Below are 24247 nucleotides of genomic sequence, written 5' to 3' on the forward strand. Positions count from 1 at the left end.
CCGCCGCCGAATCCCAGAAAAAGAGCTCAAACAGACCGTTCAATCGGGGCTGAAGTTTTTGTAAGCATTAAAATATTTGCGATTTCAGTGATAGGAGAAACCTAAAAGTTAATCAAAGAAATAAAATTGGAGCATAATATATTTAGATTCATAATTATAAAACTACCGTCAAAAATTCGGCACCTCTCCAAAGAAGGGGGATTCCTGCAGCTACATTGCGATTAGCAAATCAACAAAGCAATCTCAAGATATGAAAACCTTCCTGCACCCTTGCGACAGACTTTCGGAAGACTCCAAAAGTCTGTCGCACCCTGGTAACGAGTTTTCGGGAAGCTCCGAAAGTTCCCCGCACTCTGCAGGACACTTTCTGGTAGGAACTTTTACGTATAAGCAGTAAAAATCATACTTTATCAATGTTTTATTTTAACATTTCTTAACGTGTGACATTTATTTCTTATTTTTGACAGATTCAATTTTTTAGAAATGAAACTACACCAATTTTCTTTATTAATGGTAGTTTTGGGCGGTACTGCTTTTGCACAAACCCAAAAATTCACCATGGCGGAAGCTGTAAACGGAATGAGAACCAATCTTGCCGTAAAAAACATCTCACAGTTTTCTTGGTCGAGCGACAACAAGTCTTATATTCAGGCGGTAAAAGGCGGATATCTTGCTACTGATATTAAAACAAATAAGCAGGATACTTTAATTTCCCTGTATCGGGTTAATAAGAATTTTACAGATAAAAAGCTGAAAGGTCTTCCTCCTGTAAAGTTTATTACCAATTCTGAAGCCTATTTTACAGCTGATAACCAAATGTATTGGGTAGAAAAATCCGGAAATGACTGGAAAGTAAAACGTTCAGCTGTGTTGGGAGATAATCCTGCAAATGTAAAAACGCTTGCTGATAATCAGACTTTGGTTTATACGAAAGGTAATAATTTATTCATCAACAAAAATGGAAAAGAAGTTGCGGTAACGAATGATTCCAACGAGAATATTCTGAATGGAGCTTCTAATGTTCACAGAAACGAATTCGGAATCGATAGTGGAATTTTCCCTTCTCCCAATTCTGAAAATGTAGCATTCTATAGAATGGATCAAACCATGGTTGCAGATTATCCTGTCATCGACTGGTCTGTAACTCCTGCTGTAAATACCAATATCAAATATCCAATGGCTGGAAAAACTTCACATGAAGTGACATTGGGAGTTTACAATATCAAAAACCAGTCAACAACATTTTTGAAAATTGAAGGTGAAAAAGACCAGTATTTAACAGCAATTACCTGGAGCCCTGATTCTAAATATATTTTTGTAGGAGTTTTAAACAGAGGTCAGAATCATTTAAGAATGAATAAATATGATGCTGTTACAGGAAATTTCATCAATACATTATTTGAAGAAACGAGCGATAAATATGTAGAACCGCAACATCCGCTGACGTTTTTTCCAAATTCAAATACAGATTTTATCTGGCAAAGCCAGAGAACGGGATATAACCATTTGTTTCATTACAGCTTAGAAAAAGGTCTTATTGCTCAGATTACAAAAGGGGAGTGGTTGGTAACCGATATTTTAGGTTTTAATGAAAAGAAAAAAGAAATTTATTATACTTCAACACAGGAAACTCCGACTGAGAAGCATTTATATAGAATAAACTGGAATACTTTCAAAACGCAGAGATTAGACAATGCAGAAGGAGTTCATTCAGGAGTATTAAGCAGTGATGGTAATTATTTATACGATTCTTACAGCAATACAACGACACCAAGAGTTGCAGATATTCTTAATACAGCGACGTTAAAAGCTACGAATCTTCTGAAATCGGATAATCCATTGAAAAACTACGACCGTCCGGAAATAAAAAATATTACTTTAAAAGCTGATGAAGGAACGATTTTGTACGGAAAAGTTATTCTTCCAACCAATTTTGACCCTAATAAAAAATATCCCGCAATTGTTTATTTATACAACGGTCCGCATTTACAGCTTGTAACCAATACTTTCCCGGCTTCAGGAAATCTTTGGTATGAATATATGGCACAAAACGGATATGTGATTTTCACGATGGACGGAAGAGGTTCTTCAAACCGAGGAATGAAGTTTGAACAAGCAGTTTTTAGAAATCTTGGAACAACTGAAATGAATGACCAGATGAAAGGTGTTAATTACCTGAAATCACTTCCTTACGTAGATTCTGAGAGAATGGGAATTCACGGATGGAGTTTTGGTGGATTTATGACAACGAGTTTCATGCTTCGTCAACCGGATGTATTTAAAGTAGGAGTTGCAGGAGGTCCTGTCATCGACTGGAGTATGTACGAAATTATGTACGGTGAAAGATATATGGATACTCCACAGGAAAATCCTCAAGGCTATGCAACGTCAAATCTTTTGGATAAAGTTCAGAATCTAAAAGGAAAATTACTGATGATTCATGGTGCGCAGGATGATGTAGTCGTTTGGCAACATTCTATGAAGTTCATTAAATCTGCAGTTGATCAGGGTGTTCAGATGGATTATTTTGTGTACCCGGGACATCCTCATAATGTCATCGGAAAAGACAGAGTGCATCTGATGCAGAAAGTCACAGATTATTTTGATTTATATTTAAAGAAATAATAATAAAATCCAGTCTACTAATTTAGACTGGATTTTTTTGTTTTAATTATAAAAAAGCTTTTCTCTCGGAGATTTTGCTGATTTATAATGGTTTAATAAATCTGCGCCATCAGCAAAATCTAAGAGAGCTTAAAAAGAGTTTATTCAGGAATCCAAACACTCACATTTCCCGCAGGGACCGGAAAGTCTGCCCATCCGTCTTCTCTTATTTCTACTTTCTCTTCGGATCTTCCCAAGGCATCATAAAATATTTTTCCGATATACTTTTCTCCCATTTCCATTGGCTTTTCGTAAGAATCTTTATTGCTTAACACAACCGCGCAACCTTGATGTTCATCATCGCCTTCACGAATCCAGCCTAAACAATTGGCATCTTCAAAATAATCCCTTTGAATTCCGTAAGCATTTTCTTTACGTGCTTTTAAAAGTTCTTCAATTCCATCCACCTTATCCAAAAATATTTCCTGCTCATTTCCTTCACGGTCATTATCTTTATAATGCGCTCCATATAAATCAGGATAGAAAACACAAGGGTACCCTTTGTCTCTTAACAAAATGAGCGCATAAGCAATGGGTTTAAACCATGCTTCAACCGGGGCTTCCAAATCTTGCAGAGGTTGTGTGTCGTGGTTGTCAACTAAGCTTACCGAATGCATCGGGTCGGCTTCTGTTAAAGTTCCTGTAAGAATATTTCTCAGGTCATAAGAATCTCCCTCTTTAGACGCAGTGTGGAAATTATTGTGAAGTGAGCTGTCGAAAAGACTCATACATCCTTCTGTAGCTTCAATATATTTTTGTAATAAATTAAGTTGTCCTGGAGCCCAATATTCTCCGACTGCAAAAATGTTTTTACCTGAATTTGAACGTAGTAAAGTCAACCATTCTTTATAAAAATCAAAAGAAATATGTTTTAGGGCATCTAATCTTACTCCGTCGAAATCAGTTTGATCAAAATACCATTTTGCCCATTTATTGAGCTCTTCACGTACATGAGGATTTCTGTGTTCCACGTCATTGAACATCAGATAATCGTAGTTTCCTTTTTCGTCATCAATCATTTCTTCCCAATCATCGCCATATTCAGATTTGATTTTGTAGATGTGTGAATCTTTTCCTTCTGCATAATCCACCCCGCTGAAACAGGTGAAATTCCATTCAAAATCTGAATATTTTTTTCCACGTCCGGGAAATGTAAATTTGGTATAAGATTCTATCTCAATTTCTGAAGAAATTATTTTTTCACGGTTGTTTTCGTCAACTTTTACTGCTTTAAATTTTTCCAATTCATCACCACCTGCTTTATGCCCCAAAACAATATCAACAATTACCTGAATGTTGTTTTTCTTGAGTGCTTTAATTGACTTCTGATAATCGTCTTTTGTTCCGTATTTTGTAGGTTTAGAATTTTTCTGATCAAATTCTCCAAGGTCAAAAAGGTCGTAAGCATCGTATCCTACAGAATATCCACCATTTGTTCCTTTGTAAGCCGGAGGAAACCATACCGATGTGATTCCTAGTTGAGATAAATATTTTGCCTGTTCTTCGGCGTGTTTCCATAGTTTTGAATCTCCTTCTGAGTACCAGTGGAAAAACTGAATCATGGTTTCGTTCATAGTTTATAGTATTTGGTAAAATGACATTGATAGATTCAATGCTTAATTTTCAAAATCCTCAAACGGAATTTTAAGCTGAACTGAGATTTGCTTTTTTTCTTCTGTGTTGAGGTGAGATAATGATAAACCCAATAATCGTACCGCTTTATCAAAAGGACGAAGCTCCCAAAGTTTTTTTGCAGTAACAAAATACTGTTCGGGCGAACTGAAATATTCTTCTTTAGTGAAACTTCTTGTAAATAATGAGAAATCTTTGTATTTGATTTTTAAAGTTAAAGATCTTCCGAGAATGTTGTTTTTCTGAAGTCTCTGATGAAGTTCCTGGCTTAAATTTTCAAGCTTTTCGTTGATTTCCTGTTCTTCTGAAAGGTCTTCAAAGAAAGTTCGTTCCACAGCAACGCTTTTCTGGATGCGGTTAGGTTTTACTTCCGAATTATGAATTCCGCGAACGACATTGTAATAATATTTGCCCGACTTACCGAAAAGTCTCGTTAAGTCTTCCAGTGATCTCTTCTTTAGATCTTTACCTTTGAAAATTGCCAGACTAAACATTTTGTTAGCGGTTACTTTTCCTACGCCATAAAACTTTTCAACGGGTAATTCTTCAAGGAATTTTTCTATTTTGTCGGGATGAATGGTTTTTTGTCCGTTCGGTTTATTAATATCTGAAGCAACTTTAGCTAAAAATTTATTGACAGAAATTCCGGCAGAAGCCGTTAAACCCGTTTGCTCAAATATTTTCTGACGGATTTCTTTTGCAATCTGATTGGCAGATTCAATACCTTTTTTATTTTCGGTAACATCGAGATAGGCTTCATCTAAGGAAAGCGGTTCTACCAAATCGGTATATTCATAAAAAATCTCACGTATTTTTCTTGAAATTTCTTTGTATCTCGGAAATCTTGGCGGAACAAAAATAAGATGCGGACACTTTTCTTTGGCAATTTTACTCGCCATCGCAGAACGTACTCCAAATTTCCTCGCTTCATAGCTTGCCGCAGAAACTACACCACGATGTCCACCGCCAACTGCAATCGCTTTTCCACGCAATGCGGGATTGTCATATTGCTCTACGGAAGCATAAAATGCATCCATATCGACATGAATTATTTTGCGTTGTGGAAAAGAAAAATCCATATCACAAAGATATGGATTCTGTTATTTTTAGTTCAAAGTTTTTGAAGTTTAGCTTCAATCTCAATTTTCATCTCACTTCAAAAGTCTGTCAATCGTAGCTTGAATTTCCGGATCTTCGGGAGAAATAGCATAATATTTTGCAATACCTGATTTTTGATCAATCACCATATATCTCGGAATCCAGTTGAGATCAATATATTTGTTAAAATTATTTTCCCAGCCTGAAGAAAACCAATAATTTTCTTTTTCTTTCATATTAAATCTTTCCAGACTGTTGTCAAACTTCTCTTTTGATCTTTCCAGAGAAAAGAATACAAAATCAATATTTGGATTGTTTTTCTCTAGTTCTTCGGCTTTTGGTAGCGCTTTAAGACAATCTCTGCACCAACCTGCCCAAAAATCAATTACCAAAACTTTTCCTTTATGTTGGTCTAATATTTCCTGAACGCTGATGTTCTTTCCGTTTTCATCTTCTAACTTCTGATTTAATGCTTCCTTAGAAAATTGAGTTTTCGAAACTTCAGGTGCTTTTTGCGCGCAACCTAAAGTAAAAATACTCAACATCATGACAATCATTATCTGCTTCATATCTAAATTTTTTACAAATCTAAACATTGAAACGTAAAATAAGACTGAAATAATATGAATTGGCAGAAATTTAAGAATTGAAATAATCAATAAACAAGAAATCTGCAACAGCTGCTGCAGATTTTTTTATTTTTTATTCACGTAATTCATAATCACCTGATTAAATTCTTCCTTTTTATCAATCACAACATTGATTGGCCAATAATATACCAAATCGCGTAAACGGTCGAAAGTTTTTAGACGAACATAATCTTTTTCTGTGGTCAGAATTAATTTGTACTCACCCAGTTTCTGATATTCTGCAACAATGTTTTTAATGTCTGCATCAGAAAAATTATGATGATCTCTGAATTTTAGATGTTTTACACGTTGAGAAAATTTAGCCAAATGCGTCAACAGCGGTTTCGGGTTGGCAATTCCTGTAATCAAAAGAATATCGTAATAATTCAGATTGTTATCAGGAAGCATTTTGTCTCTTGTACCGTAAACATTTTCATCATAACCGATTGATGAGAAAAAAACTTTCTGTGTTTTTGTCGGTCGGATTCTTGAGATGTAATATTGTTTGGTTTCTTCAGTCAGTTCATCAGGACATTTGCTGACCATAATGATATCTGCTCTTTGTGATCCTGCTCTGGATTCTCTTAAATCTCCTGCAGGAAGAAGGTGATCTTTAAAATAAGGGTCATTAAAATCAGTCATCAAGATGTTAAATCCTGCTTTGATAGCTCTGTGTTGCATTGCATCATCGAGAATCAAAACATCTAAATCCATATCATCGATCACTTTTTTTGCTCCGGGAACTCGGTCTTCGGAAACTGCAATCACAAAACGGTTTTTAAAACGCTCAAAAAGCTGCATCGCTTCATCGCCCACAGTTTTGTAATTACTGTCGTAGTTGGTTACATCATATCCTTTCGTCAATCTTCCGTAACCTCTGGAAAGTACTCCTGTTCTGTAATACTTAGACAGCGATTTTGCGAGATACATCACCATTGGCGATTTTCCGCTTCCACCCACAGAAAGATTACCGACATTAATTATCGGCGTTTTGAATTTCGTAGATTTAAATATTCCCAGATCATACATCGTGTTTCGGACGCCCGTAACCATGTGATAACCTAAAGAAAAAGGATAGAGATACCATCTTTTCATACGTTGGCAAAAATAAGAATTTTTAAATCCTTTTGAAGATGTTTTTCGTCAGTTTTCAAAATAAATCTGTAATTTTTTTGTCATAAATTAAAGTATTTTTGCAAGAACGTTTTAGAATTAAAATTAAAGATGAGGTTTTTATTGAAATTCGGAGTTTGAGATTTTAAATTTTAGTTCTATAATCAAACATTTATTTACATTGAGATATTTTATTGAATTTTCATACAACGGGAAAAATTATTTTGGTTATCAGATTCAGCCGAAAGATATTTCCGTACAGGAAGAATTGGAAAAAGCACTTTCAACGATTTTAAGAGAAAAAATAAAAACAACAGGTGCGGGTAGAACCGATACCGGAGTTCACGCCAAGAAAATGTTTGCCCATTTTGAAACCGAGCAAGAATTGAGCGACCAATTTTCCCATAAACTCAACAGTTTTCTTCCAGCTGATATTTCAATTAAAAGAATTTTTAAGGTTAAAGATGATTTTCATGCCCGTTTCGATGCAACTTTCAGAACGTATGAATATTATATTTCTTTAGAGAAAAATCCATTTACGCAGGATTCAGCTTGGCAACATTGGAGGAAGCCTTTAAATATCAATAAAATGAATGAAGCGTGTAAAATTTTATTTGAATATGAGGATTTTACAAGCTTTGCGAAACTTCACACTGACAACAAAACCAATTTGTGTAAAATGTACAAAGCAGAATGGGAACAAAACGGAACTGAGTTGAAATTTACTGTTTCGGCAAACCGATTTCTTAGAAATATGGTGAGAGCAATTGTTGGAACTATGGTTGAGGTGGGTTCAGGGAAAATTCAGCCTGAAGATGTAAGAAAAGTAATCGAAAATAAAAACCGAAATTCTGCAGGAACTTCTGCGCCGGCTCACGCACTTTTTTTAGTAGATGTTGGGTACGATTTTAAATAGAATTTCTATATTTAAGTAAAATTAAAACTATGATGTCAATTATTATTCTTGTAGGTGCTTATCGTTATTACGCTGGTTTGGCTGAGAGATTTGGCAAAATAAAATGGCAACTTGGGCTTTTAGCTATTGGTGTTTATCTGGGATTTCAGGTTTTGTTTCTGTTTTCTTATGGGTTTTACGTTGCACTAACAGATCCCAATGCTTTAAATGATAATAACTACGCAGGTTTTTCAGGAATAAATATTATCAGTTGGATATTTGCAATAGGTGCTGTTTATGGAGTGTACAGAATTTTAGAAAATAGATTTAAAAAGGAAGTTTCAAAAAGTCCGGTCTGGGAAATTGAAGAAATCGGAGTTGAAGACAAGAAAGATATTCATTTGTAAATAATAGATATCTGTAATTTTCTATCTCAGTTTTTCAGTCTTTAAAATTATAAAGCCGTATTTTTGCAGAGAATTTTTTCAAATTAATTCTTTACGTCAATTCTATAATGAAAAAACAAGATACGTGGGCAATTGTAAAGAGGCTGTTCTTCATTGGGATGAAGTTTCGTAGCTGGTTTATTGTTACCTTAATTATTTCCGTTATACTTTCTATAGTTTCTACTTACAGACCTTATCTTACGATGCAGATTGTAGATAATGATATTACGAAACTGAAAGACAAAGCCTTAATGATGAAGCATATTTATGCTTTGGTAGGGTTGGTTTTTGCAGAAACGATTTTAAATTTCTTTTTGGTTTATTTTTCCAATTATATTTCACAAAATGTAATCAGAGATATTCGGGAGAGGTTGTATAATAAATTAATTTATTTCAGAACGGCTTTTTTCGATAAAACTCCGCTTGGTCAGTTGGTGACAAGAGCTGTTGGTGATGTTGAAACGATTGCTACAGTTTATACAGATGGTTTTCTGATGGTTTTCGGGGATGTTTTGAGAATTATTTTCGTTTTATTTATGATGTTTCAGGTTGATGTGCATTTGAGTTACATCTCTCTTGCGATATTACCTTTAATGCTTGTTATTACCCGTTTTTTCCAAAAAAGATTGAAAAAAGCTTTTGGTGACGAAAGAACCTGGACTTCCAATCAAAACTCATTCGTTCAGGAAAGATTAGCAGGAATGCCGATTATTCAGGTTTTCAACAGGCAGAAATCTGAGTTTGAGAAGTTTGATGAAATTAATATTACTTTAAAAACTGCTTTACTAAGAACGGTTTTTATTTTCTCACTGTTTTTTCCTGTTGTTGAATTGATTTCTTCGCTTTTCATCGGATTTGTACTTTTCTACGGAGGTTATATTACAATCAGTGCAGGTGTTGTGATTGCGTTTATTCAGTTTATTTCTATGTTAATTCGTCCTTTGAGACAAATTGCAGACCGTTTTAACAATATTCAACGTGGAATTGTCGGTGCCGAAAGAGTTTTGGGTTTGATGGATGAAGATTATGCGATGCCGAATACAGGAATGGTAAAGAAAGATCATTTCGAAGGAAAGATTGAATTCAAAAATGTTCGTTTTGCGTATGATGAAAAGCAGGAAGTTTTAAAAGGAATTGATTTTAAAGTAAATCCGGGAGAAACTGTAGCAATAGTAGGTGCAACCGGAGCCGGAAAATCTACCATTATCAGCTTAATAACAAGATTATACGATATTAATTCAGGAGAAATTTTTATCGATGATGTTGAATTGAAAGATTATGAACTGTATAATCTGAGAAGTCACATTGGCGTTGTTTTGCAGGATGTTTTCCTTTTCCACGGAAGTATTTATGAAAATCTTGCATTTGGCGATGATGACGTTACTTTAGAAAAAATAAAAGCAGGAGCAAAGGAAATTGAAGTCGATGAGTTTATCGAGCAACTTCCCGGAGGCTACGAATATGTTGTAAGCGAAAGAGGTTCGTCTATTTCACTTGGACAAAGACAATTATTGTCGTTTTTAAGAGCCTATTTATCAGATCCGAAAATCCTTATTTTGGATGAAGCAACTTCGTCAATTGATCACGAAAGTGAAAAATTAATTCAAAGAGCAACCGAAAAAATTACCAAAAACAGAACATCAATCATTATCGCACACCGACTTTCCACCATCGAAAAAGCTGATAAAATCATTGTAATGGAGCATGGTAAAATCGTTGAAGAAGGTAAACACTTGGAACTTCTTGATAAAAACGGATATTACGCCACATTATACAAAGCTCAGGTAAGACATGAAGTTGAGATGGAAGACAAACCGAGTTTATAATCCATAAGGAGTTATTTTTAAATCTTTTTTCCAGCTATCTCCGTATTTTCCTGTTAAATATTGGGCAACTTCCTGATTGTTCTTTTTGGCTTTTTCAGACATATAAGCTGTGATCACACAGTTTTCGTAAACCACTTGAACTCCATATTTTTCTTTAAACTGGTCATGCTTTTTAGACATAATTCCAAATTGTATAAAATACTTTGCTTTTTCATTTTTATCTGAGACATTTTTATTTTCATTTCCTTTTTTAACTTCAAGGATAACCGGCTCATAATTCTGAGAATAAATGAAGGTTGAGAATGTAATTAATCCCAAAATGGAAGCTGCTTTGATGAAATTCATGGGTTTTTTATTTTCTTTTTTGATGCTTAAAATGAGTTTAAGTTAAAATTTATTCAAAACTCATTTAAATTTTTCTATCATAAATTTAAAAATATAACTCATTTTCTGTTATTTGATTCAAAAAGAATCAATTACGGAAAATGGCTTTAAATCGAGATTTGTTAACATTCAGTTAATATTAAATTCACTTTTGATTCATGACTACTTAGTTAGGTATAGTTTTTGCAATCTGTTGTAAATGCAAATTATTCCCAAAACCCTGTGGTTATTTCAGATATAATTGCTAAATTTATTAAAAATTTAATCATTCGTTGTTTTTAATGGGGGTTAATAGAATAAAAGTTGCTTTTTTTTAACTAAACAAAAAATATAAAGATGAATAATATTCAAGACGAATTTCAGGTCTTAAAAGATGAATTGAAAAAATTGAACATCGACGTTCAAAAAATTGTAAAAGTTGGTAACGGAAGTATGGATTTCCATGAAGTATTTTATAAATCTCCGAGATATGAAGATATAAAGACTGTTTTTGTACAACGCCACACGATGGATAACTTGATTTCAAGATTCAAAGAATGCTACAACAGCTAAAAATAAAAATCGCCTTAGAATTTTCTGAGGCGATTTTGTTTATGTTTAAAAATATTTAAAATCTGTAACCGAGTGAAAACCCGCTCCTGAATCCTGCCCAAGGTCCGTCAACTTTTACTCTCGCACCATTCGAATTGGTTTCTACCGTATATTCTACAAAAGGAATATCAAGATTTTCAATTTCTCTTTTCAATTGAGCCTGCATTTCAGGAGTCAAAACAAAATCGCTTGTCAGGCTGAAATCTCCTTTTCCTGTTCCGTAATGTGCTCCGGCAATCCAAAAATCCAGAACAAAACTGTGTTGTTTATTAAGGAAAAACTGTGCACCAACCATTAAACCACCACTGTTTCCACTTGCATCACCTAAACCTTTTAGCGGAATAGGAATAGTTGTGTTAAAAGCTGAATAATCGTAAGTGAAGTCAAAAGTATTGGTAGAAACTTTTGAGTATCTGTAATAAGGTGCAAAATAAAATCCTTTACCATATCCTTCACCAATATAAAATCTAGGTTCTATTGTAAAATTGGTCGCTTTAATTCTCAGATTCTGAAAATCTTTTTCATCTTCTTCACTCAAAAAAGCATTCATAAACGGAACTTTACCTTCAGCAACGGTTCCGAAGCCTACATTAATGGCAAACCAACGATTAATAGATCTTTCGTAAGATAAATTGATATTTCTGAATGCATACCCGGTAATATTGGTTTTAATAATATTCATTTTTTCTAAAGGAAGTATTTGTTCAGATTTTGAAATGTTTTCTTGGGCATAAACTTCCGAAAGCAAAAAACACGGGGCTAGTAAAAGTAGTTTTTTCATGGCTGTAAATTTTAATCTAAAATAAATATAAATGTGATTGGGAAATGTAACAAATGAAAGAACATTTGATTACAAAAACGTTAAATCAAAAACCGTTCTAAAATCTTAGAACGGTTGTAAATTTTATAAAAATAATTTTATTTCTTTATGAATTTAACAGTTTCTTTTGGTTTATTTGAACCTAAAACTTCTATAAAATACGCAGAAGGAGGTAATTCGGAAATTTCAACTTTTCCTGATTTTAAATCTTTTGTTTTAATTAATTTTCCGTCTAAACCGTAAATATTAACTTGAGAATTATTTGAAATTTCACCTTTTATCTGAATGAAATCCTGAGCAGGGTTCGGATAAATACTTAGTTTTTCTTTTAATTTTAAATCTGAAACAGCTAAAAATGCTTCGTTTAATGCAGTAGCTCCGGATGTAGATTGATTGATACTTAAAAGAGGAACGCTGATGTTTCCGCTTGTAGAAGTTAAAATTGCAAATTTTGTTGTGCCACTATAATAGCTGTACGAAGTATTGGTTACCGTTCCTATAGAAAAGACGAAAAACGTATCCGTAGACTGATAAAGATTAAAATTTTGTACCGATTTTATTCTTAGAACATTTGGGTAGGTTTTGTTCCCGATAAGAAGCGTTCCTGCTGCATCTGCCGTATTTACAATAGTTCCTTTGAACAGTCCGGAAGCTGTTGTGGAAGTAAAAGTTCCCTGTGCCTGATCGGTTTCATTGTATCCAAAACTTGCAGGATAAGTGATGATGGTACCGTTGTTTGCAGAAAAATTTAATGTTGCATCAGGAGTTACCAATCCTGTAATTTCAAGTTTTGTTGCGGTCTGTTTATAAAGTGCGATATTTCCGTCACCTGTCATTTTTATGGTTGATCCGGGAAAAGTAGAAATTTCGGATGTAGTAGGTGCAGAATATGTTGTTGAGGTTGCCGTTCCTGCCGTTAAAGTTGTATTTGTGAAAGTCGCATTGTTTCCTGTTGCGGAATTATTAACTGTTCCGTTGACATTCACATTGTTCACAGTTTCCCCAACAATAGGATCATTGAAAGCTTTTGTGATGGTTTGGGCAGACCATATTCCTGTTGCAGAAATTAAAATAAGTAGAGTTTTTTTCATTTTATTATTTTTCATAAAGATATATTATTTGTGAAATATTTTTCATAATTATTTGATTTTGGATAAAAAAATTCCACTTGAATGAAGTGGAATTTTTTTTGGTGAATGAAGTTTTTATTTTCGTACAATTTTTATCAGTGATTTTTTATTGCTTACCTCGGTGTCATAAATATTACCGTTTCATTGGATAATAGTTCATGGCTCTCTTTCTTTTTAATGTTAGTAGATATTTCATGGTAAAAGTATTTTATAATAAAGCTAAAACTTCTGAGCGAATCAATTGATAATTTCTGCATCAGGGTTTTCTCTGAGTTTTGCAATTCCTTCTTTCCAGTTTTGCAATTCTTCATCGGAGAGTCTGATCCAATCTTTCAGTTCGCCCATAATCTTTAAAGGTTCTGTACTTCGGAAAGATCGGGTAGGATTTCCAGGAAATTTTTTATCGGTTACATTTGGATCGTTTTCAAATATTCCTGTCGGTTCTACAATATAAATTCGATCATGACCATGACCTTCAGCCAAAGCAGCAGCCAATCCTGCTCCGTTTTCTAAGGCAGTGAAGTAAATGTGATTCATAATGACTTCAGAACGATAATTTGAATTGAAACCTGCACTAAGCAAGTCTCCGATCTTCAAATCGGCTTTTGTACCATGGTAAAACGGGCCTTTATCAAGAATTTTTTCGTCTTTTTTGTTTTCCAATGTGAGAGTTTTTTAGGTTTGAAGAACGTGTAAACTTAGGAATTTGTTTTGAAATGGAAAAATAGCTCTGTGAATTGAGCGATTTTGATTTGTTATATAAATTACACGAGACAATTCTGCGAAAACGGAGTTTTGCAAGAGAAGAATATGAATCTACATTGCTATAATAATAAAATTGTATCGTGCCAATATAAAATAATGTTGCAAGAATATTAATTTGGGTCACAAGAATATTGTTTTATAACGGAAGAATATTACTCTAAGTTGCTATAATATAAAATTGTATCGTTCTAATATAAAACAATGGTGCAAGAATATTACTTAAGGTCACAAGAATATTGTTTTATAGTGGAAGAATATTACTCTAGGTTGCTATAATATAAAATTACATCATATCAATATGAAATTATTTTTATCAAGTTAAATTTCTTTATTGATCAGATAGCCTCTGGATTTTAAATACTCATCAATTTCTATTTCAAATGGAAGTTCAAAACCATTATCTAAATCAAATGTTCCGGAAGAATTGTCTGATGATTCTAAAAATCCGATCATTTTTGAGCAGGTGTTTTCTTTTGCGTTTTTCCAGCAGTTTTTAATGAAATCAATTTCCAATCCGTTTTGATTTTTCCAATAATTTGCAAAATCCAAATGATTTTCAGGATTGAGATAGGCTGAATAATCGATATTATTTTCATCCAAAACCGTTTTACACAACTCCTGAACATCAAAATAAGAATAGTCTTCCAGAGAATGCTCTTTTAAATGTAACTCTGCAATCTGCGTGGTTTTATCCGGAGCGTAATATTCATAACTAGGCAAAGCAAACAGAAAGGATAGTGGTTGTGGAGCATAATAATATAAGCTGATCACCTCTATCTTTCTATCATCTTCTCTGAATTGATATTGCGAACTCAAAACATTCATTAAAAAATCTGTCACTACCTTTTCTCTTGGAAGCAGGAAAGTGTTAATAAATGCTTCATCAATTTTTGTTTCTATTTTCTTCATTTCTTATTTGAGGTGTAAAAATAAAGAAAACCGCTCTGCGAATTGAGCGGTTTGTTATTTCAAAAAAAAATCTTAACTATTAGAACTTTTCATTAGCTCCTTTTTGTGATGAGTTGTATTCAATTAAAGTTGCAAAAGCTTTCTTTAATCTTTCAACCAAACTGTTATCATTTTTGAATTCAAAAGGGTCTGCATAATCATTATAATTTGGTCCTCCGATTGAGATATTGTTCGACGATGAATTTCTGAACTCATATTCCTTGCCACAATCTGAGAAACTTATCACTGAACCTTTTATAAAAAAGTCATCAGAATATTCGGGAGACGAACCGGTAATTCTATTTAAATATATTGTCGTATTGCAGCTGTAAACACCTACTTGTTTTCTGTATACAAATTCACCATTTGAGTAAGATATGAATACTCTGTTTCCTGCTAATTTTTCTTTCATTTTTTCAGCAATCCAATCCATGGTTTCCTGTTTGGTAGGTTTGGCTGATGCTTTTTCAGTGGCTGGTTTTGCAGATTTTGCAGGTGATTTTTTTTGAGCGTTTAGATTCACGCTTGCAATTGTAACTAAAAGTACAACTGCAAACTTTAATTGTTTGGTCATAGTTTTATTTAATTATTTTTTTTATTCACAGGTTGTTGAGTGGCTTCAAATTTACACATTGTTTTCATTATATACACATTATTTTGAACTTAATAGCGCAGATATATAATGTGTTAAAAATAATGGATTATGTATCTGCCACAGCGTGTTTTTATTTTGAAAACTGAATTAATACTTTTTATTATAGTACAAGCGAGACACTCGCACCAGCATAGAGGAGAGGGATTTACACCACAACACCGTGTCCGGTGATGATTGATTCTTCCATTAAATCTACAATTTCAGAGACTGAGATTGAAAAGACTCCGGCAATTCCCTGATCAAATTCTTTTTTCCAGTAATCGTAACCTTCAATTTTATTCGGAAGTTTGATTTTTTCGTTTTAAAACAGTAACACTTTTATCTAAAACTTCCTCTGAAATCGGAATGTGCGTCAACTCCTTGGCAAAACCATTTTCTACATCAGGATTGCCAACTTTCAAATTACCAATGGAGATGTGAATCACCTTTCCGTGTTTTGGATATTCTTCTATTTTCAAAATTTTACGGTAGATTTTTCTTCTCCTTTTCGGGTTTTGTAATTCCATTCTTGACCAACTTTGTATTTCATGGGTTCTGAGTTTTTGCAGTTGGTTAGGAAAATGAATAAAAGTAGGGTTGTTATAATTTGGAGTTTGTTCATGTTTTGGAATTTGCTTTACTGCCTGAAAGTCGGGAGACTTTGAGTAGCGAATACATCTTCATTCGTTTATTTAGCGGAAAGTGCTTCTTCGCTAATATCTGCAACCTGAATGCTTTTAATAGCTGATTTGGTTGAGGATGCTGTACTTCCACCCATAATGTATAATTTATTGTTATATATTTCCGCAGCAGCATGTCGTCTCGGAATCATATTGGATGATAACCTATGTAATTTATTGGTTTCTGTATCAAAATAGGCCAGAAAATTCTGATTATTATAACCGCCTGCAATGAAAATCTTATTACCGTATACCGCTAATGAATGACCCGATATCGCAGCAGGCATCATATATTGCTCAGTCCACTCATTTTTGTTTAGATCATACACATTCACCAGCCGGGATGATGTGCCGTTAAAACCACCAATAACATAAAGCTTATCATTCACAATTTTGCCCTTTGCTTCTCTGGCTGTTGGCATATTTGGTAAAGTGTGCCATGTGTCTGAAGCAATATCGTAATACTGAAACCTGTCAGAAAATACTGTGGTGGCGGCATTGTTGAGCCCACTTCCGCCGAACGTATATATTTTTCCGTTATGGATGGCAGAACCTGCATTTCCTGTGTAGGCACGGTTAACAGCTCCCTTCGTTTTTTGATGAGTTTCAAGGTCTATAATTTCAAGATGGCTGTTTCCCCACCCGTTAAAAATATAAATTTTATTACCGTAAGTCTCCGAATTGGCAAACCTTTTAGGAACCAGACTGGAGTTGATGATACTCCAGCGGTTATCTTTAATACTGTATTTCTCAATAATAGTAGCATTGCCATCTGCATCTTTATACCCATTGCTCACATAGATATTGTCACCTGCAATGGCACTGCTTGTCGCTCCTCTGCGAATAGACATATCTGCAAGATGTTTAAAATTAAGGGTTTGTGCACTGGCTAAACATAAACCGAAAAGTGAAAGGAGTAGTAGTAGTCTTGTTTTCAATCGGGGGTGGGATTTGGTTTTAAAGATAGGAAAAAGTCACGGATTACAAATCCGGGACATCGGGTTGGTTTTTTATTTACAGATTATGCTGAAAAGAGAAAACCGCTCGGGCTTGAGCGGTTTTTATGTCTGTGGGTACGAGCGAGACGCTCGCACCAGCGTGGAGTATTAAAGTAAATTATTTAAGTCTATGTCAAAACCAGTAGCTTTCAACTCTTTTGCTAACATCAATTTCCAACTCTCATCACCAGAGTAGCCTAAATAAAGGATTCCACTGAAATCTGATGGAATCTCTATATCCTTACCCTGTTCAAAAATAGCAACCACTTTATCTCTTCCAAGCTTGCCAAGAAAATACCCTAATTCTAAAATGACATTTTGTCGGGCTCTAAATTTTGCATTGTCCGGAGTGTCATTCTTTATGAAAGCCAAATCATCAGCCGATAATAGTACTATCGCATAGCTCACATCACTATAATCGGAAAATTTTTCTATAATAGTCCTTCCTTGATTGGGTTGTTCATGTAGAATTATAGGCTCTAAATCAAATTTTTCTAAAAATCTTGCTGTTGTTTGTTTCATCTCTTCATTATGCCCATGAACGATGAATACCTTATTGCCAGCAACTTTAGTCTCCAAATTATTCTTTTCCTTATGCTTCTTTTCTTCTTCAGCAATTTTATATCCGGCTGGACCTTGAATATAATTGTCTAGAACATCAACCCCTTCCCAAAATGCATTTTCATAGTTTCCGTAGGCTGTCAAATCAATAAAATTAGTATTCATATCCCGTCTAAACTTCTCTTCTTGATATAATCTTTCGCTTATCACATTATACTTTTCGGAAGTTTCTCTAATGTGAATTCTCCCAATATCAACTGAATTAATTGACGTTCCATTGATAAATATAATTCCTGCTTGCTCATAGGGTTCAATAATTTTTTTTAATAAATCATCTTCTGATAAATCTACTATTCTTTCGACACTATTATCTTTTGTAATTATTAAAGTGTGGTAATATTTCATAAAATAATAAAATTATGTGTTATTAAAGCTAAAGTATTGATCTATATTTAATCGTATTACTTCTGTCGAAATCATCAGCATTAATTAGTTCAGCAAATAGAAATTCTTCCTCCGTCTTTTGACCGTTGTTGTCAATCCATCTACATTTAATTTCTTTTGTTTCAGAATCAGTTGCAATAACTATCATTATTATTTTTTTATTTGATTTATGATAAACACTATCACCAATATCAAAATCTTCAAAATTGTATTTTTTCATAATACCTACAATATTTTATTTGCATCGACATTATACCCGAAAGCATTTAATTCTTTTGCTAATTTAAATTTCCAATTTCCAATTTCATCAAGAGGAGTGTACAAAACTCCATGCACATCACTAGGAAGTTCGACACCATTTTCGTAAAGAGGGAATATTTTATTTCTTCCTAATTTACCAATAAAGTAACCCATTTCAATAAGTACATTTTGCCTTGCTCTATATTTATCTTCTGTTTCTTCTTTCGTTCTTCCTAAATCATCTGCTGTTAGAATAATGACGGCAAAACCAACGTCTGAATGAAGTTCAAATTTCTCAATAATAGTTTGTCCCTGATTTGGTTGTTCTGATAAAATAATTGGATCTAATCCGAGTTTTTCAATAGTTCTAGCTACATCAATTTTAGTTCTTTCATCATGACCATGAACAATAAAAATTTTATTAGAAATCATAATATCTTCTTTTTTGTTTTTACTTTTCTCAATTTTACTTTTTAATAAATCAGCTTTAATTTCTAATTTTTTCAAATTAAAAATTTTTGCACTTAGTATTTCTTGAAAATTTGATATTTTATCATTTGGTGTTTGTGCTCTAACTCCTTGTGCAAAACCAATAAACAGCGCACATTTATCGTACCTATCCCTATATTCATTGTATTCATTATTAAAAGATTGTTTTAGGTATTCAGAATTATAATCATTCCAAATATTATATCTTTCTTTTAATTCTTCGAATTCAGGAACTGTTGTAATTTTCTTCTGTAAAATTTCTTCTCCAATTTGGACTCTCTCAGCTAAAGATTTTTTAAACTCTCCCTGAGAGATTAATAGTGTAGTTTGAGGAATTTCTTTGTGTTCATTTGCCTTTTTAGCCATAGGTTTTTAGCGAATTTGATAACTCACAAATATAAGAAACTCTACAATATAGACATATGAATTATGGGTTATTTTCGCTTATAATCAGCGAACTATGTACTTGCTTTTTATTATCATCATATTATTTACGAAATTGAATACTATAATATCTGATTCTTACAGGAAGCTATGATTTAAACAAAAAAAACCGCTCAGAAAAATCTGAACGGTTTATATATAATTGTCTCGGCGACACGCCGCGTTACATCATTCCTGGCATTCCACCTCCCATTGGCATAGCAGGTTCTGCGCTCTTAATTTCAGTGATTACGCACTCAGTTGTTAACAGCATTCCAGAAACTGAAGCTGCATTTTCAAGGGCAACTCTTGTTACTTTCGTAGGGTCGATGATTCCTGCTTCAAGCATGTTTACATACTCGTCAGTTTTTGCATTGTAACCGAAATCTGCAGTTCCTTCTGCAACTTTAGCAACGATTACAGAACCTTCACCTCCTGCGTTGGCAACGATTTGTCTCAATGGCTCTTCGATCGCTCTTTTTACGATTTTAATACCCGTAGTTTCGTCAGCGTTGATGCCTGTAAGATTAGCCAAAGCTTCAATAGCTCTTACCAAAGCAACACCACCACCTGCAACGATACCTTCTTCAACAGCAGCTCTTGTAGCGTTTAATGCATCGTCAACTCTGTCTTTTTTCTCTTTCATTTCAACTTCAGAAGCTGCACCTACATAAAGTACGGCAACACCACCAGCTAATTTAGCCAGTCTCTCCTGTAGTTTTTCCCTGTCGTAGTCAGAAGTAGTTGTCTCCATCTGAGCTTTGATCTGGTTTACTCTGCCTTTGATTTTGCTTTCTTCACCACCACCATTTACAACTGTTGTGTTGTCTTTGTCGATCGTTACTTTTTCAGCAGTTCCCAACATATCAATGGTAATGTTTTCCATTGTGAAACCTTGTTCTTCAGAAATTACCTGTCCGCCAGTTAAGATAGCGATATCTTCTAACATTGCTTTTCTTCTGTCACCAAATCCTGGAGCTTTTACAGCAGCAATTTTAAGAGAACCTCTTAATTTGTTTACCACTAAAGTTGCCAAAGCTTCACCTTCAACTTCTTCAGAGATAATTAATAAAGATTTACCTCCTTGAGCAATTGGTTCAAGAACAGGAAGTAATTCTTTCATTGAAGAGATTTTTTTCTCTACTAAAAGGATGTATGGATTTTCCAATTCAGCTAACATTTTCTCAGGATTTGTCACGAAGTAAGGCGACTGGTATCCTCTGTCAAACTGCATACCTTCCACAACGTCTACAGTTGTGTCGATACCTTTAGCTTCTTCTACAGTGATTACCCCTTCTTTCCCTACTTTTCCGAAAGCTTCAGCGATTAATGAACCGATCGTTTCGTCGTTGTTTGCAGAAACTGAAGCAACTTGCTTCACCATTTCTGTAGAATCACCTACTTCTTTAGACTGCTCTTTAAGGTTGGCAACAACAGCAGTTACTGCTTTGTCGATACCTCTTTTCAAGTCCATTGGGTTTGCACCTGCAGCTACGTTTTTAAGACCTTCTCTTACGATAGCCTGTGCCAGAACAGTAGCGGTAGTAGTACCGTCTCCTGCGATATCATTGGTTTTGGAAGCAACTTCTTTTACCATTTGCGCTCCCATGTTTTCTACTCTGTCTTCAAGTTCGATTTCTTTTGCTACAGAAACACCATCTTTAGTAACGTGAGGTGCACCGAAAGATTTTTCGATGACAACGTTTCTACCTTTTGGTCCTAAAGTTACTTTTACTGCATTAGCCAATGCATCAACTCCTCTTTTTAGAGCGTCTCTTGACTCGATATCGAATTTTATTTCTTTTGCCATTTTGATTTGATATTAGATGTTAGATGTCAAAAGTTAGACACATAACATTTGTTTTAATTTGATTTTAATTTGAATAGTCTGAAATCTGATGTCTTGTTTATGGACTCTTATCCAATTACACCTAAAAGGTCAGCTTCCTTAACAATTAAGAAATCTTTTCCGTCTAATTTTAATTCAGAACCTGAATATTTTCCATAAAGAACTTTGTCACCTACTTGTACAGTTGTAGGCTCATCTTTTTTTCCAGGACCTACTGCTACTACTGTACCTTCTTGTGGTTTTTCTTTTGCGGTGTCTGGAATAATAATACCTGAAGCTGTTTTAGTTTCTGCAGCGATTGGCTCGATCAAAACTCTGTCTGCTAATGGTTTAAAGTTTACTGACATAATATATTTTATTTTTAATTATTTCTGTGTTGGAATTGTCTAATTGTATGCCAAGAAGAGGTTTTTAAAATTTTGGCAGACTTTTGAGACGGAGTGTGAAATTTTGGCAGAAAAAAAGGACTGCAAAATTTACCATCCTTTTCTAATTTTATTAGTTTTTCTTTCCTGCAGCCTGCATCGGATTCACTTTTCCGTTGGCGCCGCCTCTTACTGTTGCTTTTTGTTTCTCTTTAAATACCTGGAATTTTGAAGTTTCAGAACCTGCCTGGTCGTTGCTCCAGAAGTTGTTTGATGTATCAATATCTGCAGTCTCTCTCATTGGGTCAAGCTGAACAAATTTTAATTTCTTGTCAAAATAGAAGGTCTTTGATGCTTTATTCTCATTATGTCTCCAAATTTGAGCAGACGATTTATCTTTTAATTTTGATCCGTCTTCAAAGGTAAATTCTAAGATAATCGGCATTACAAGACCGCCTTTGTTCACAAAATCGATTTGATACGCTGTAATATTTTTAAATTTATCCTGATCTTTTTTATCTAAAGATTCGCTACTTTCTGTTTTGATACTATATTCTTTATCAGAATTTACTTTTTCCTGACCACGGTCGTAACGGTAGTAGAAATCCTGAAGATCTTTGTCTTTTTCCACCTCAAAAGTGATGGTTTTATTCTCTTTATTTCTGATTTTTGAGATGTCTTCAAATTCGTTTTGCAAAGGTTTTTCAACTTTATATTTGGTTTCCTCAGCTTGTTTTACCGCAGTTAAGTCGGGAGTTGCAATCGTAACCTTATCAATCGCAATGTCTACAGGATCGGTGCCGTAAAACCAGCCTCTCCAGAACCAATCCAAATCTTCACCGCTCGCATCTTCCATCGTTCTGAAAAAATCTGCCGGTTCAGGATGTTTGAACGCCCATCTTTTTGAATACGTCTTAAATGCTTTATCGAAAAGGTCTCTTCCCATAATTGTTTCACGAAGAATATTCAGACCAGTTGCTGGTTTAGCATAAGCATTTGGACCAAACTGAATGATATTTTCAGAATTACTCATAATTGGCTCTAATTGATCTTTCGGAAGCTTCATGTAATCAACGATTGTCCAAGCCGGACCACGTTTTGACGGAAATTTATTATCCCACTTTTCTTCCGTTAAATATTCTGTGAATGTATTTAAACCTTCATCCATCCAGCTCCACTGTCTTTCGTCTGAATTAATAATCATCGGGAAAAAGTTGTGTCCTACTTCATGAATGATTACCCCAATCATTCCGTTTTTCGTGCCTTCAGAATAGGTTCCGTCCTTTTCGGTTCTTCCGAAATTGAAACAGATCATCGGATATTCCATTCCGTTCGAAGCTTCCACAGACTGTGCAACCGGATAAGGATAGGGAATCGTGAATTCTGAATAGGTTTTAATCGTATGAGCAACAGCTTTCGTAGAAAATTTTCTATATAAGCCATAAGCTTCCTTCGGGTAGAAACTCATCGCCATTACTTTATTGTTGTTTTCAGGAATCGTAACGCCCATGGCATCCCAGACAAATTTTCTTGAAGCTGTCCATGCAAAATCTCTAACATCTTTTGCCTCAAAAACCCATGTCTTTCTTTGTTTTGAATGATTTTTCTCTGCCTTTTTAGCTTCCTCCAAAGTCACAATTTCTACCGGCTCATTCGAAGTTTGTGATTTTTTATATCTTGATAATTGTTCAGGAGTTAAAACCTGCTCGTAGTTTTTACATTCTCCGGTTCCTCCAATCACATGATCAGCCGGAACGTTCATCGAAACTTTATAATTCCCAAAAACTAAGGCAAATTCACCTCTTCCTGTGAACTGATGATTCTGCCAACCCTGAAAATCACTGTATACACACATTCTTGGGAACCACTGGGTGATGGTGTACAAATCGTTTCCGTCTTCTGCAAAATTTTCATAACCGCCGCGGCCGCCCATTTTCATACGGTTTGGGATATTGTAATTCCAATCGATCTTAAATATAAATTTTTCACCTTTCTTTAAAACTTTAGGCAAATCAATACGCATCATCGTTTTATTGACGGTGTATTTTAAAGGATTTCCCGAAGCGTCGGTTACTTTTTCAAGATTAACGCCATACCCATTATCTTTTGCGGGAAGATCTGTCGTCTTTAATTGCTGGTCGTTCAAAGATTTTGGAAGGGTAGAAGAGAACTGATAATCCGCTTTTTTAACCGTTGATTGTTGGTTCTCATCCAACTGTAACCAAATATAATCTAAATCATCCGGCGAATTATTATGATAGGTCACCGTTTCCGAACCTTTCAGATTTCTTTTATCTTCGTCGAGATATGCGGTTATATCGTAATCTGCTCTGTTTTGCCAATACGCTTGTCCCGGCGCTCCGGAAGCTGTTCTGTAAACGTTTGGAGTAGGTAGGGTAGTCCCCAACTGTTCAAATCTGTTTCCGTGGTTGCTTCCCGGATTGTTTTGAATGTTTTGGGCAGAAACACCTATATAGAGGAATACCGAAAGTACCGTTATTTTTAATTGCATGAACGAATAATTTAAGAATGATCAAATATAATAATAAGTATTTGAAAATTTGGAAATGTTGCTGCCAGAGATATGATTATTCGGGAATTGGCGGATCTTAAAAAATATTCA

24 protein-coding genes are annotated in these 24247 nt (G+C 34.4%); 6 read left to right on the top strand and 18 right to left on the bottom strand.

The genetic code is table 11. The features are described 5' to 3' along the window. Positions 1-250: 250 nt before the first annotated feature. Both OEA66_RS19730 and OEA66_RS19735 read left to right on the top strand, forming a co-directional pair. Entirely contained in the window at positions 251-397 is a 147-nt protein-coding gene (locus OEA66_RS19730; RefSeq protein ID WP_267283024.1) for a hypothetical protein, read from the top strand. Positions 398-483: 86 nt separating this feature from the next. After that, on the top strand, positions 484-2625 hold the full coding sequence (locus OEA66_RS19735; protein WP_267283025.1) for a S9 family peptidase: 2142 nt from the start codon (positions 484-486) through the stop codon (positions 2623-2625). Positions 2626-2765: 140 nt separating this feature from the next. Here the strand turns inward: OEA66_RS19735 and OEA66_RS19740 are convergent, their stop codons facing one another. The 4 genes from OEA66_RS19740 to lpxK all read right to left on the bottom strand — a co-directional run bounded on the left by OEA66_RS19740 (position 2766) and on the right by lpxK (position 7118). Further along, positions 2766-4238, bottom strand: a complete 1473-nt coding sequence (locus tag OEA66_RS19740; protein WP_267283026.1) for an alpha-amylase — start codon at positions 4236-4238, stop codon at positions 2766-2768. A 42-nt stretch (positions 4239-4280) separates the two neighbouring features. Beyond that, the gene (dinB, locus tag OEA66_RS19745; RefSeq protein ID WP_267283027.1) at positions 4281-5375 is read right to left on the bottom strand and encodes a DNA polymerase IV; all 1095 of its coding nucleotides are present in this window, start codon (positions 5373-5375) and stop codon (positions 4281-4283) included. A gap of 72 nt (positions 5376-5447) precedes the next feature. Next, positions 5448-5963, bottom strand: coding sequence for a TlpA family protein disulfide reductase (locus OEA66_RS19750; RefSeq protein WP_267283028.1), 516 nt, complete (start codon positions 5961-5963; stop codon positions 5448-5450). A 126-nt stretch (positions 5964-6089) separates the two neighbouring features. After that, positions 6090-7118: a tetraacyldisaccharide 4'-kinase gene (gene lpxK, locus OEA66_RS19755; protein WP_267283029.1), complete on the bottom strand. Its 1029-nt coding sequence runs from the start codon at positions 7116-7118 to the stop codon at positions 6090-6092. 199 nt (positions 7119-7317) lie between these two features. On the opposite strand from lpxK, the gene truA reads away from it, so the two are divergent. The 3 genes from truA (at position 7318) to OEA66_RS19770 (ending at position 10303) form a co-directional block, all read left to right on the top strand. Next, on the top strand, positions 7318-8052 hold the full coding sequence (truA, locus tag OEA66_RS19760; protein ID WP_267283030.1) for a tRNA pseudouridine(38-40) synthase TruA: 735 nt from the start codon (positions 7318-7320) through the stop codon (positions 8050-8052). A 29-nt stretch (positions 8053-8081) separates the two neighbouring features. Further along, positions 8082-8438, top strand: coding sequence for a hypothetical protein (locus OEA66_RS19765; protein WP_267283031.1), 357 nt, complete (start codon positions 8082-8084; stop codon positions 8436-8438). Between the two features lie 107 nt (positions 8439-8545). Beyond that, complete coding sequence (locus OEA66_RS19770) at positions 8546-10303, top strand: ABC transporter ATP-binding protein (RefSeq protein WP_267283032.1); 1758 nt, start codon at positions 8546-8548, stop codon at positions 10301-10303. Here OEA66_RS19770 and OEA66_RS19775 read toward each other — a convergent pair. Further along, complete coding sequence (locus OEA66_RS19775) at positions 10298-10648, bottom strand: FEKKY domain-containing protein (protein WP_267283033.1); 351 nt, start codon at positions 10646-10648, stop codon at positions 10298-10300. The two genes, OEA66_RS19770 and OEA66_RS19775, sit on opposite strands and share 6 nt — an antisense overlap. 375 nt (positions 10649-11023) lie before the next feature. On the opposite strand from OEA66_RS19775, the gene OEA66_RS19780 reads away from it, so the two are divergent. After that, positions 11024-11239 carry a hypothetical protein gene (locus OEA66_RS19780; protein ID WP_267267522.1) on the top strand — a complete coding sequence of 72 codons (216 nt, stop codon included), beginning with the start codon at positions 11024-11026 and terminating at the stop codon, positions 11237-11239. A gap of 55 nt (positions 11240-11294) precedes the next feature. Here the strand turns inward: OEA66_RS19780 and OEA66_RS19785 are convergent, their stop codons facing one another. From OEA66_RS19785 to OEA66_RS19845, 13 genes are all read right to left on the bottom strand, one after another. Next, complete coding sequence (locus OEA66_RS19785; RefSeq protein ID WP_267283034.1) at positions 11295-12059, bottom strand: DUF3575 domain-containing protein; 765 nt, start codon at positions 12057-12059, stop codon at positions 11295-11297. 137 nt (positions 12060-12196) lie between these two features. After that, positions 12197-13189: a T9SS type A sorting domain-containing protein gene (locus OEA66_RS19790; protein ID WP_267283035.1), complete on the bottom strand. Its 993-nt coding sequence runs from the start codon at positions 13187-13189 to the stop codon at positions 12197-12199. A gap of 276 nt (positions 13190-13465) precedes the next feature. Beyond that, complete coding sequence (gene arr / locus OEA66_RS19795; RefSeq protein WP_267283036.1) at positions 13466-13891, bottom strand: NAD(+)--rifampin ADP-ribosyltransferase; 426 nt, start codon at positions 13889-13891, stop codon at positions 13466-13468. A 420-nt stretch (positions 13892-14311) separates the two neighbouring features. After that, entirely contained in the window at positions 14312-14902 is a 591-nt protein-coding gene (locus OEA66_RS19800) for a hypothetical protein (RefSeq protein ID WP_267283037.1), read from the bottom strand. Between the two features lie 79 nt (positions 14903-14981). Next, complete coding sequence (locus OEA66_RS19805) at positions 14982-15515, bottom strand: hypothetical protein (RefSeq protein WP_267283038.1); 534 nt, start codon at positions 15513-15515, stop codon at positions 14982-14984. A 356-nt stretch (positions 15516-15871) separates the two neighbouring features. Continuing rightward, positions 15872-16102, bottom strand: a complete 231-nt coding sequence (locus tag OEA66_RS19810; RefSeq protein ID WP_267283039.1) for a hypothetical protein — start codon at positions 16100-16102, stop codon at positions 15872-15874. Positions 16103-16263: 161 nt separating this feature from the next. Next, complete coding sequence (locus OEA66_RS19815) at positions 16264-17193, bottom strand: Kelch repeat-containing protein (protein ID WP_267283040.1); 930 nt, start codon at positions 17191-17193, stop codon at positions 16264-16266. 168 nt (positions 17194-17361) lie between these two features. Then, on the bottom strand, positions 17362-18219 hold the full coding sequence (locus OEA66_RS19820; RefSeq protein ID WP_267283041.1) for a TIR domain-containing protein: 858 nt from the start codon (positions 18217-18219) through the stop codon (positions 17362-17364). Between the two features lie 28 nt (positions 18220-18247). Then, entirely contained in the window at positions 18248-18478 is a 231-nt protein-coding gene (locus tag OEA66_RS19825) for a hypothetical protein (protein ID WP_267283042.1), read from the bottom strand. Between the two features lie 5 nt (positions 18479-18483). Continuing rightward, positions 18484-19353 carry a TIR domain-containing protein gene (locus OEA66_RS19830; RefSeq protein ID WP_267283043.1) on the bottom strand — a complete coding sequence of 290 codons (870 nt, stop codon included), beginning with the start codon at positions 19351-19353 and terminating at the stop codon, positions 18484-18486. A 241-nt stretch (positions 19354-19594) separates the two neighbouring features. Beyond that, a complete protein-coding gene (gene groL / locus OEA66_RS19835; protein WP_267267484.1) occupies positions 19595-21220 on the bottom strand; it encodes a chaperonin GroEL in 1626 nt (541 codons plus the stop codon). 107 nt (positions 21221-21327) lie between these two features. After that, complete coding sequence (locus OEA66_RS19840) at positions 21328-21606, bottom strand: co-chaperone GroES (RefSeq protein WP_076557986.1); 279 nt, start codon at positions 21604-21606, stop codon at positions 21328-21330. 151 nt (positions 21607-21757) lie between these two features. Continuing rightward, on the bottom strand, positions 21758-24136 hold the full coding sequence (locus tag OEA66_RS19845) for a M1 family metallopeptidase (protein WP_267283044.1): 2379 nt from the start codon (positions 24134-24136) through the stop codon (positions 21758-21760). Positions 24137-24247 lie beyond the last annotated feature (111 nt).

Source organism: Chryseobacterium luquanense (assembly GCF_026460945.1).
In the GTDB taxonomy this organism is placed as follows: Bacteria; Bacteroidota; Bacteroidia; order Flavobacteriales; family Weeksellaceae; genus Chryseobacterium; species Chryseobacterium luquanense.

Coding starts and splice junctions, on each gene's coding strand:
- OEA66_RS19730 (WP_267283024.1), top strand. CDS start 251: ATGAAAACCTTCCTGCACCCTTGCGACAGACTTTCGGAAGACTCCAAA.
- OEA66_RS19735 (WP_267283025.1), top strand. CDS start 484: ATGAAACTACACCAATTTTCTTTATTAATGGTAGTTTTGGGCGGTACT.
- OEA66_RS19740 (WP_267283026.1), bottom strand. CDS start 4,238: ATGAACGAAACCATGATTCAGTTTTTCCACTGGTACTCAGAAGGAGAT.
- dinB (WP_267283027.1), bottom strand. CDS start 5,375: ATGGATTTTTCTTTTCCACAACGCAAAATAATTCATGTCGATATGGAT.
- OEA66_RS19750 (WP_267283028.1), bottom strand. CDS start 5,963: ATGAAGCAGATAATGATTGTCATGATGTTGAGTATTTTTACTTTAGGT.
- lpxK (WP_267283029.1), bottom strand. CDS start 7,118: ATGAAAAGATGGTATCTCTATCCTTTTTCTTTAGGTTATCACATGGTT.
- OEA66_RS19765 (WP_267283031.1), top strand. CDS start 8,082: ATGATGTCAATTATTATTCTTGTAGGTGCTTATCGTTATTACGCTGGT.
- OEA66_RS19770 (WP_267283032.1), top strand. CDS start 8,546: ATGAAAAAACAAGATACGTGGGCAATTGTAAAGAGGCTGTTCTTCATT.
- OEA66_RS19775 (WP_267283033.1), bottom strand. CDS start 10,648: ATGAATTTCATCAAAGCAGCTTCCATTTTGGGATTAATTACATTCTCA.
- OEA66_RS19780 (WP_267267522.1), top strand. CDS start 11,024: ATGAATAATATTCAAGACGAATTTCAGGTCTTAAAAGATGAATTGAAA.
- OEA66_RS19785 (WP_267283034.1), bottom strand. CDS start 12,059: ATGAAAAAACTACTTTTACTAGCCCCGTGTTTTTTGCTTTCGGAAGTT.
- OEA66_RS19790 (WP_267283035.1), bottom strand. CDS start 13,189: ATGAAAAAAACTCTACTTATTTTAATTTCTGCAACAGGAATATGGTCT.
- OEA66_RS19800 (WP_267283037.1), bottom strand. CDS start 14,902: ATGAAGAAAATAGAAACAAAAATTGATGAAGCATTTATTAACACTTTC.
- OEA66_RS19805 (WP_267283038.1), bottom strand. CDS start 15,515: ATGACCAAACAATTAAAGTTTGCAGTTGTACTTTTAGTTACAATTGCA.
- OEA66_RS19810 (WP_267283039.1), bottom strand. CDS start 16,102: ATGGAATTACAAAACCCGAAAAGGAGAAGAAAAATCTACCGTAAAATT.
- OEA66_RS19820 (WP_267283041.1), bottom strand. CDS start 18,219: ATGAAATATTACCACACTTTAATAATTACAAAAGATAATAGTGTCGAA.
- OEA66_RS19825 (WP_267283042.1), bottom strand. CDS start 18,478: ATGAAAAAATACAATTTTGAAGATTTTGATATTGGTGATAGTGTTTAT.
- OEA66_RS19830 (WP_267283043.1), bottom strand. CDS start 19,353: ATGGCTAAAAAGGCAAATGAACACAAAGAAATTCCTCAAACTACACTA.
- groL (WP_267267484.1), bottom strand. CDS start 21,220: ATGGCAAAAGAAATAAAATTCGATATCGAGTCAAGAGACGCTCTAAAA.
- OEA66_RS19840 (WP_076557986.1), bottom strand. CDS start 21,606: ATGTCAGTAAACTTTAAACCATTAGCAGACAGAGTTTTGATCGAGCCA.
- OEA66_RS19845 (WP_267283044.1), bottom strand. CDS start 24,136: ATGCAATTAAAAATAACGGTACTTTCGGTATTCCTCTATATAGGTGTT.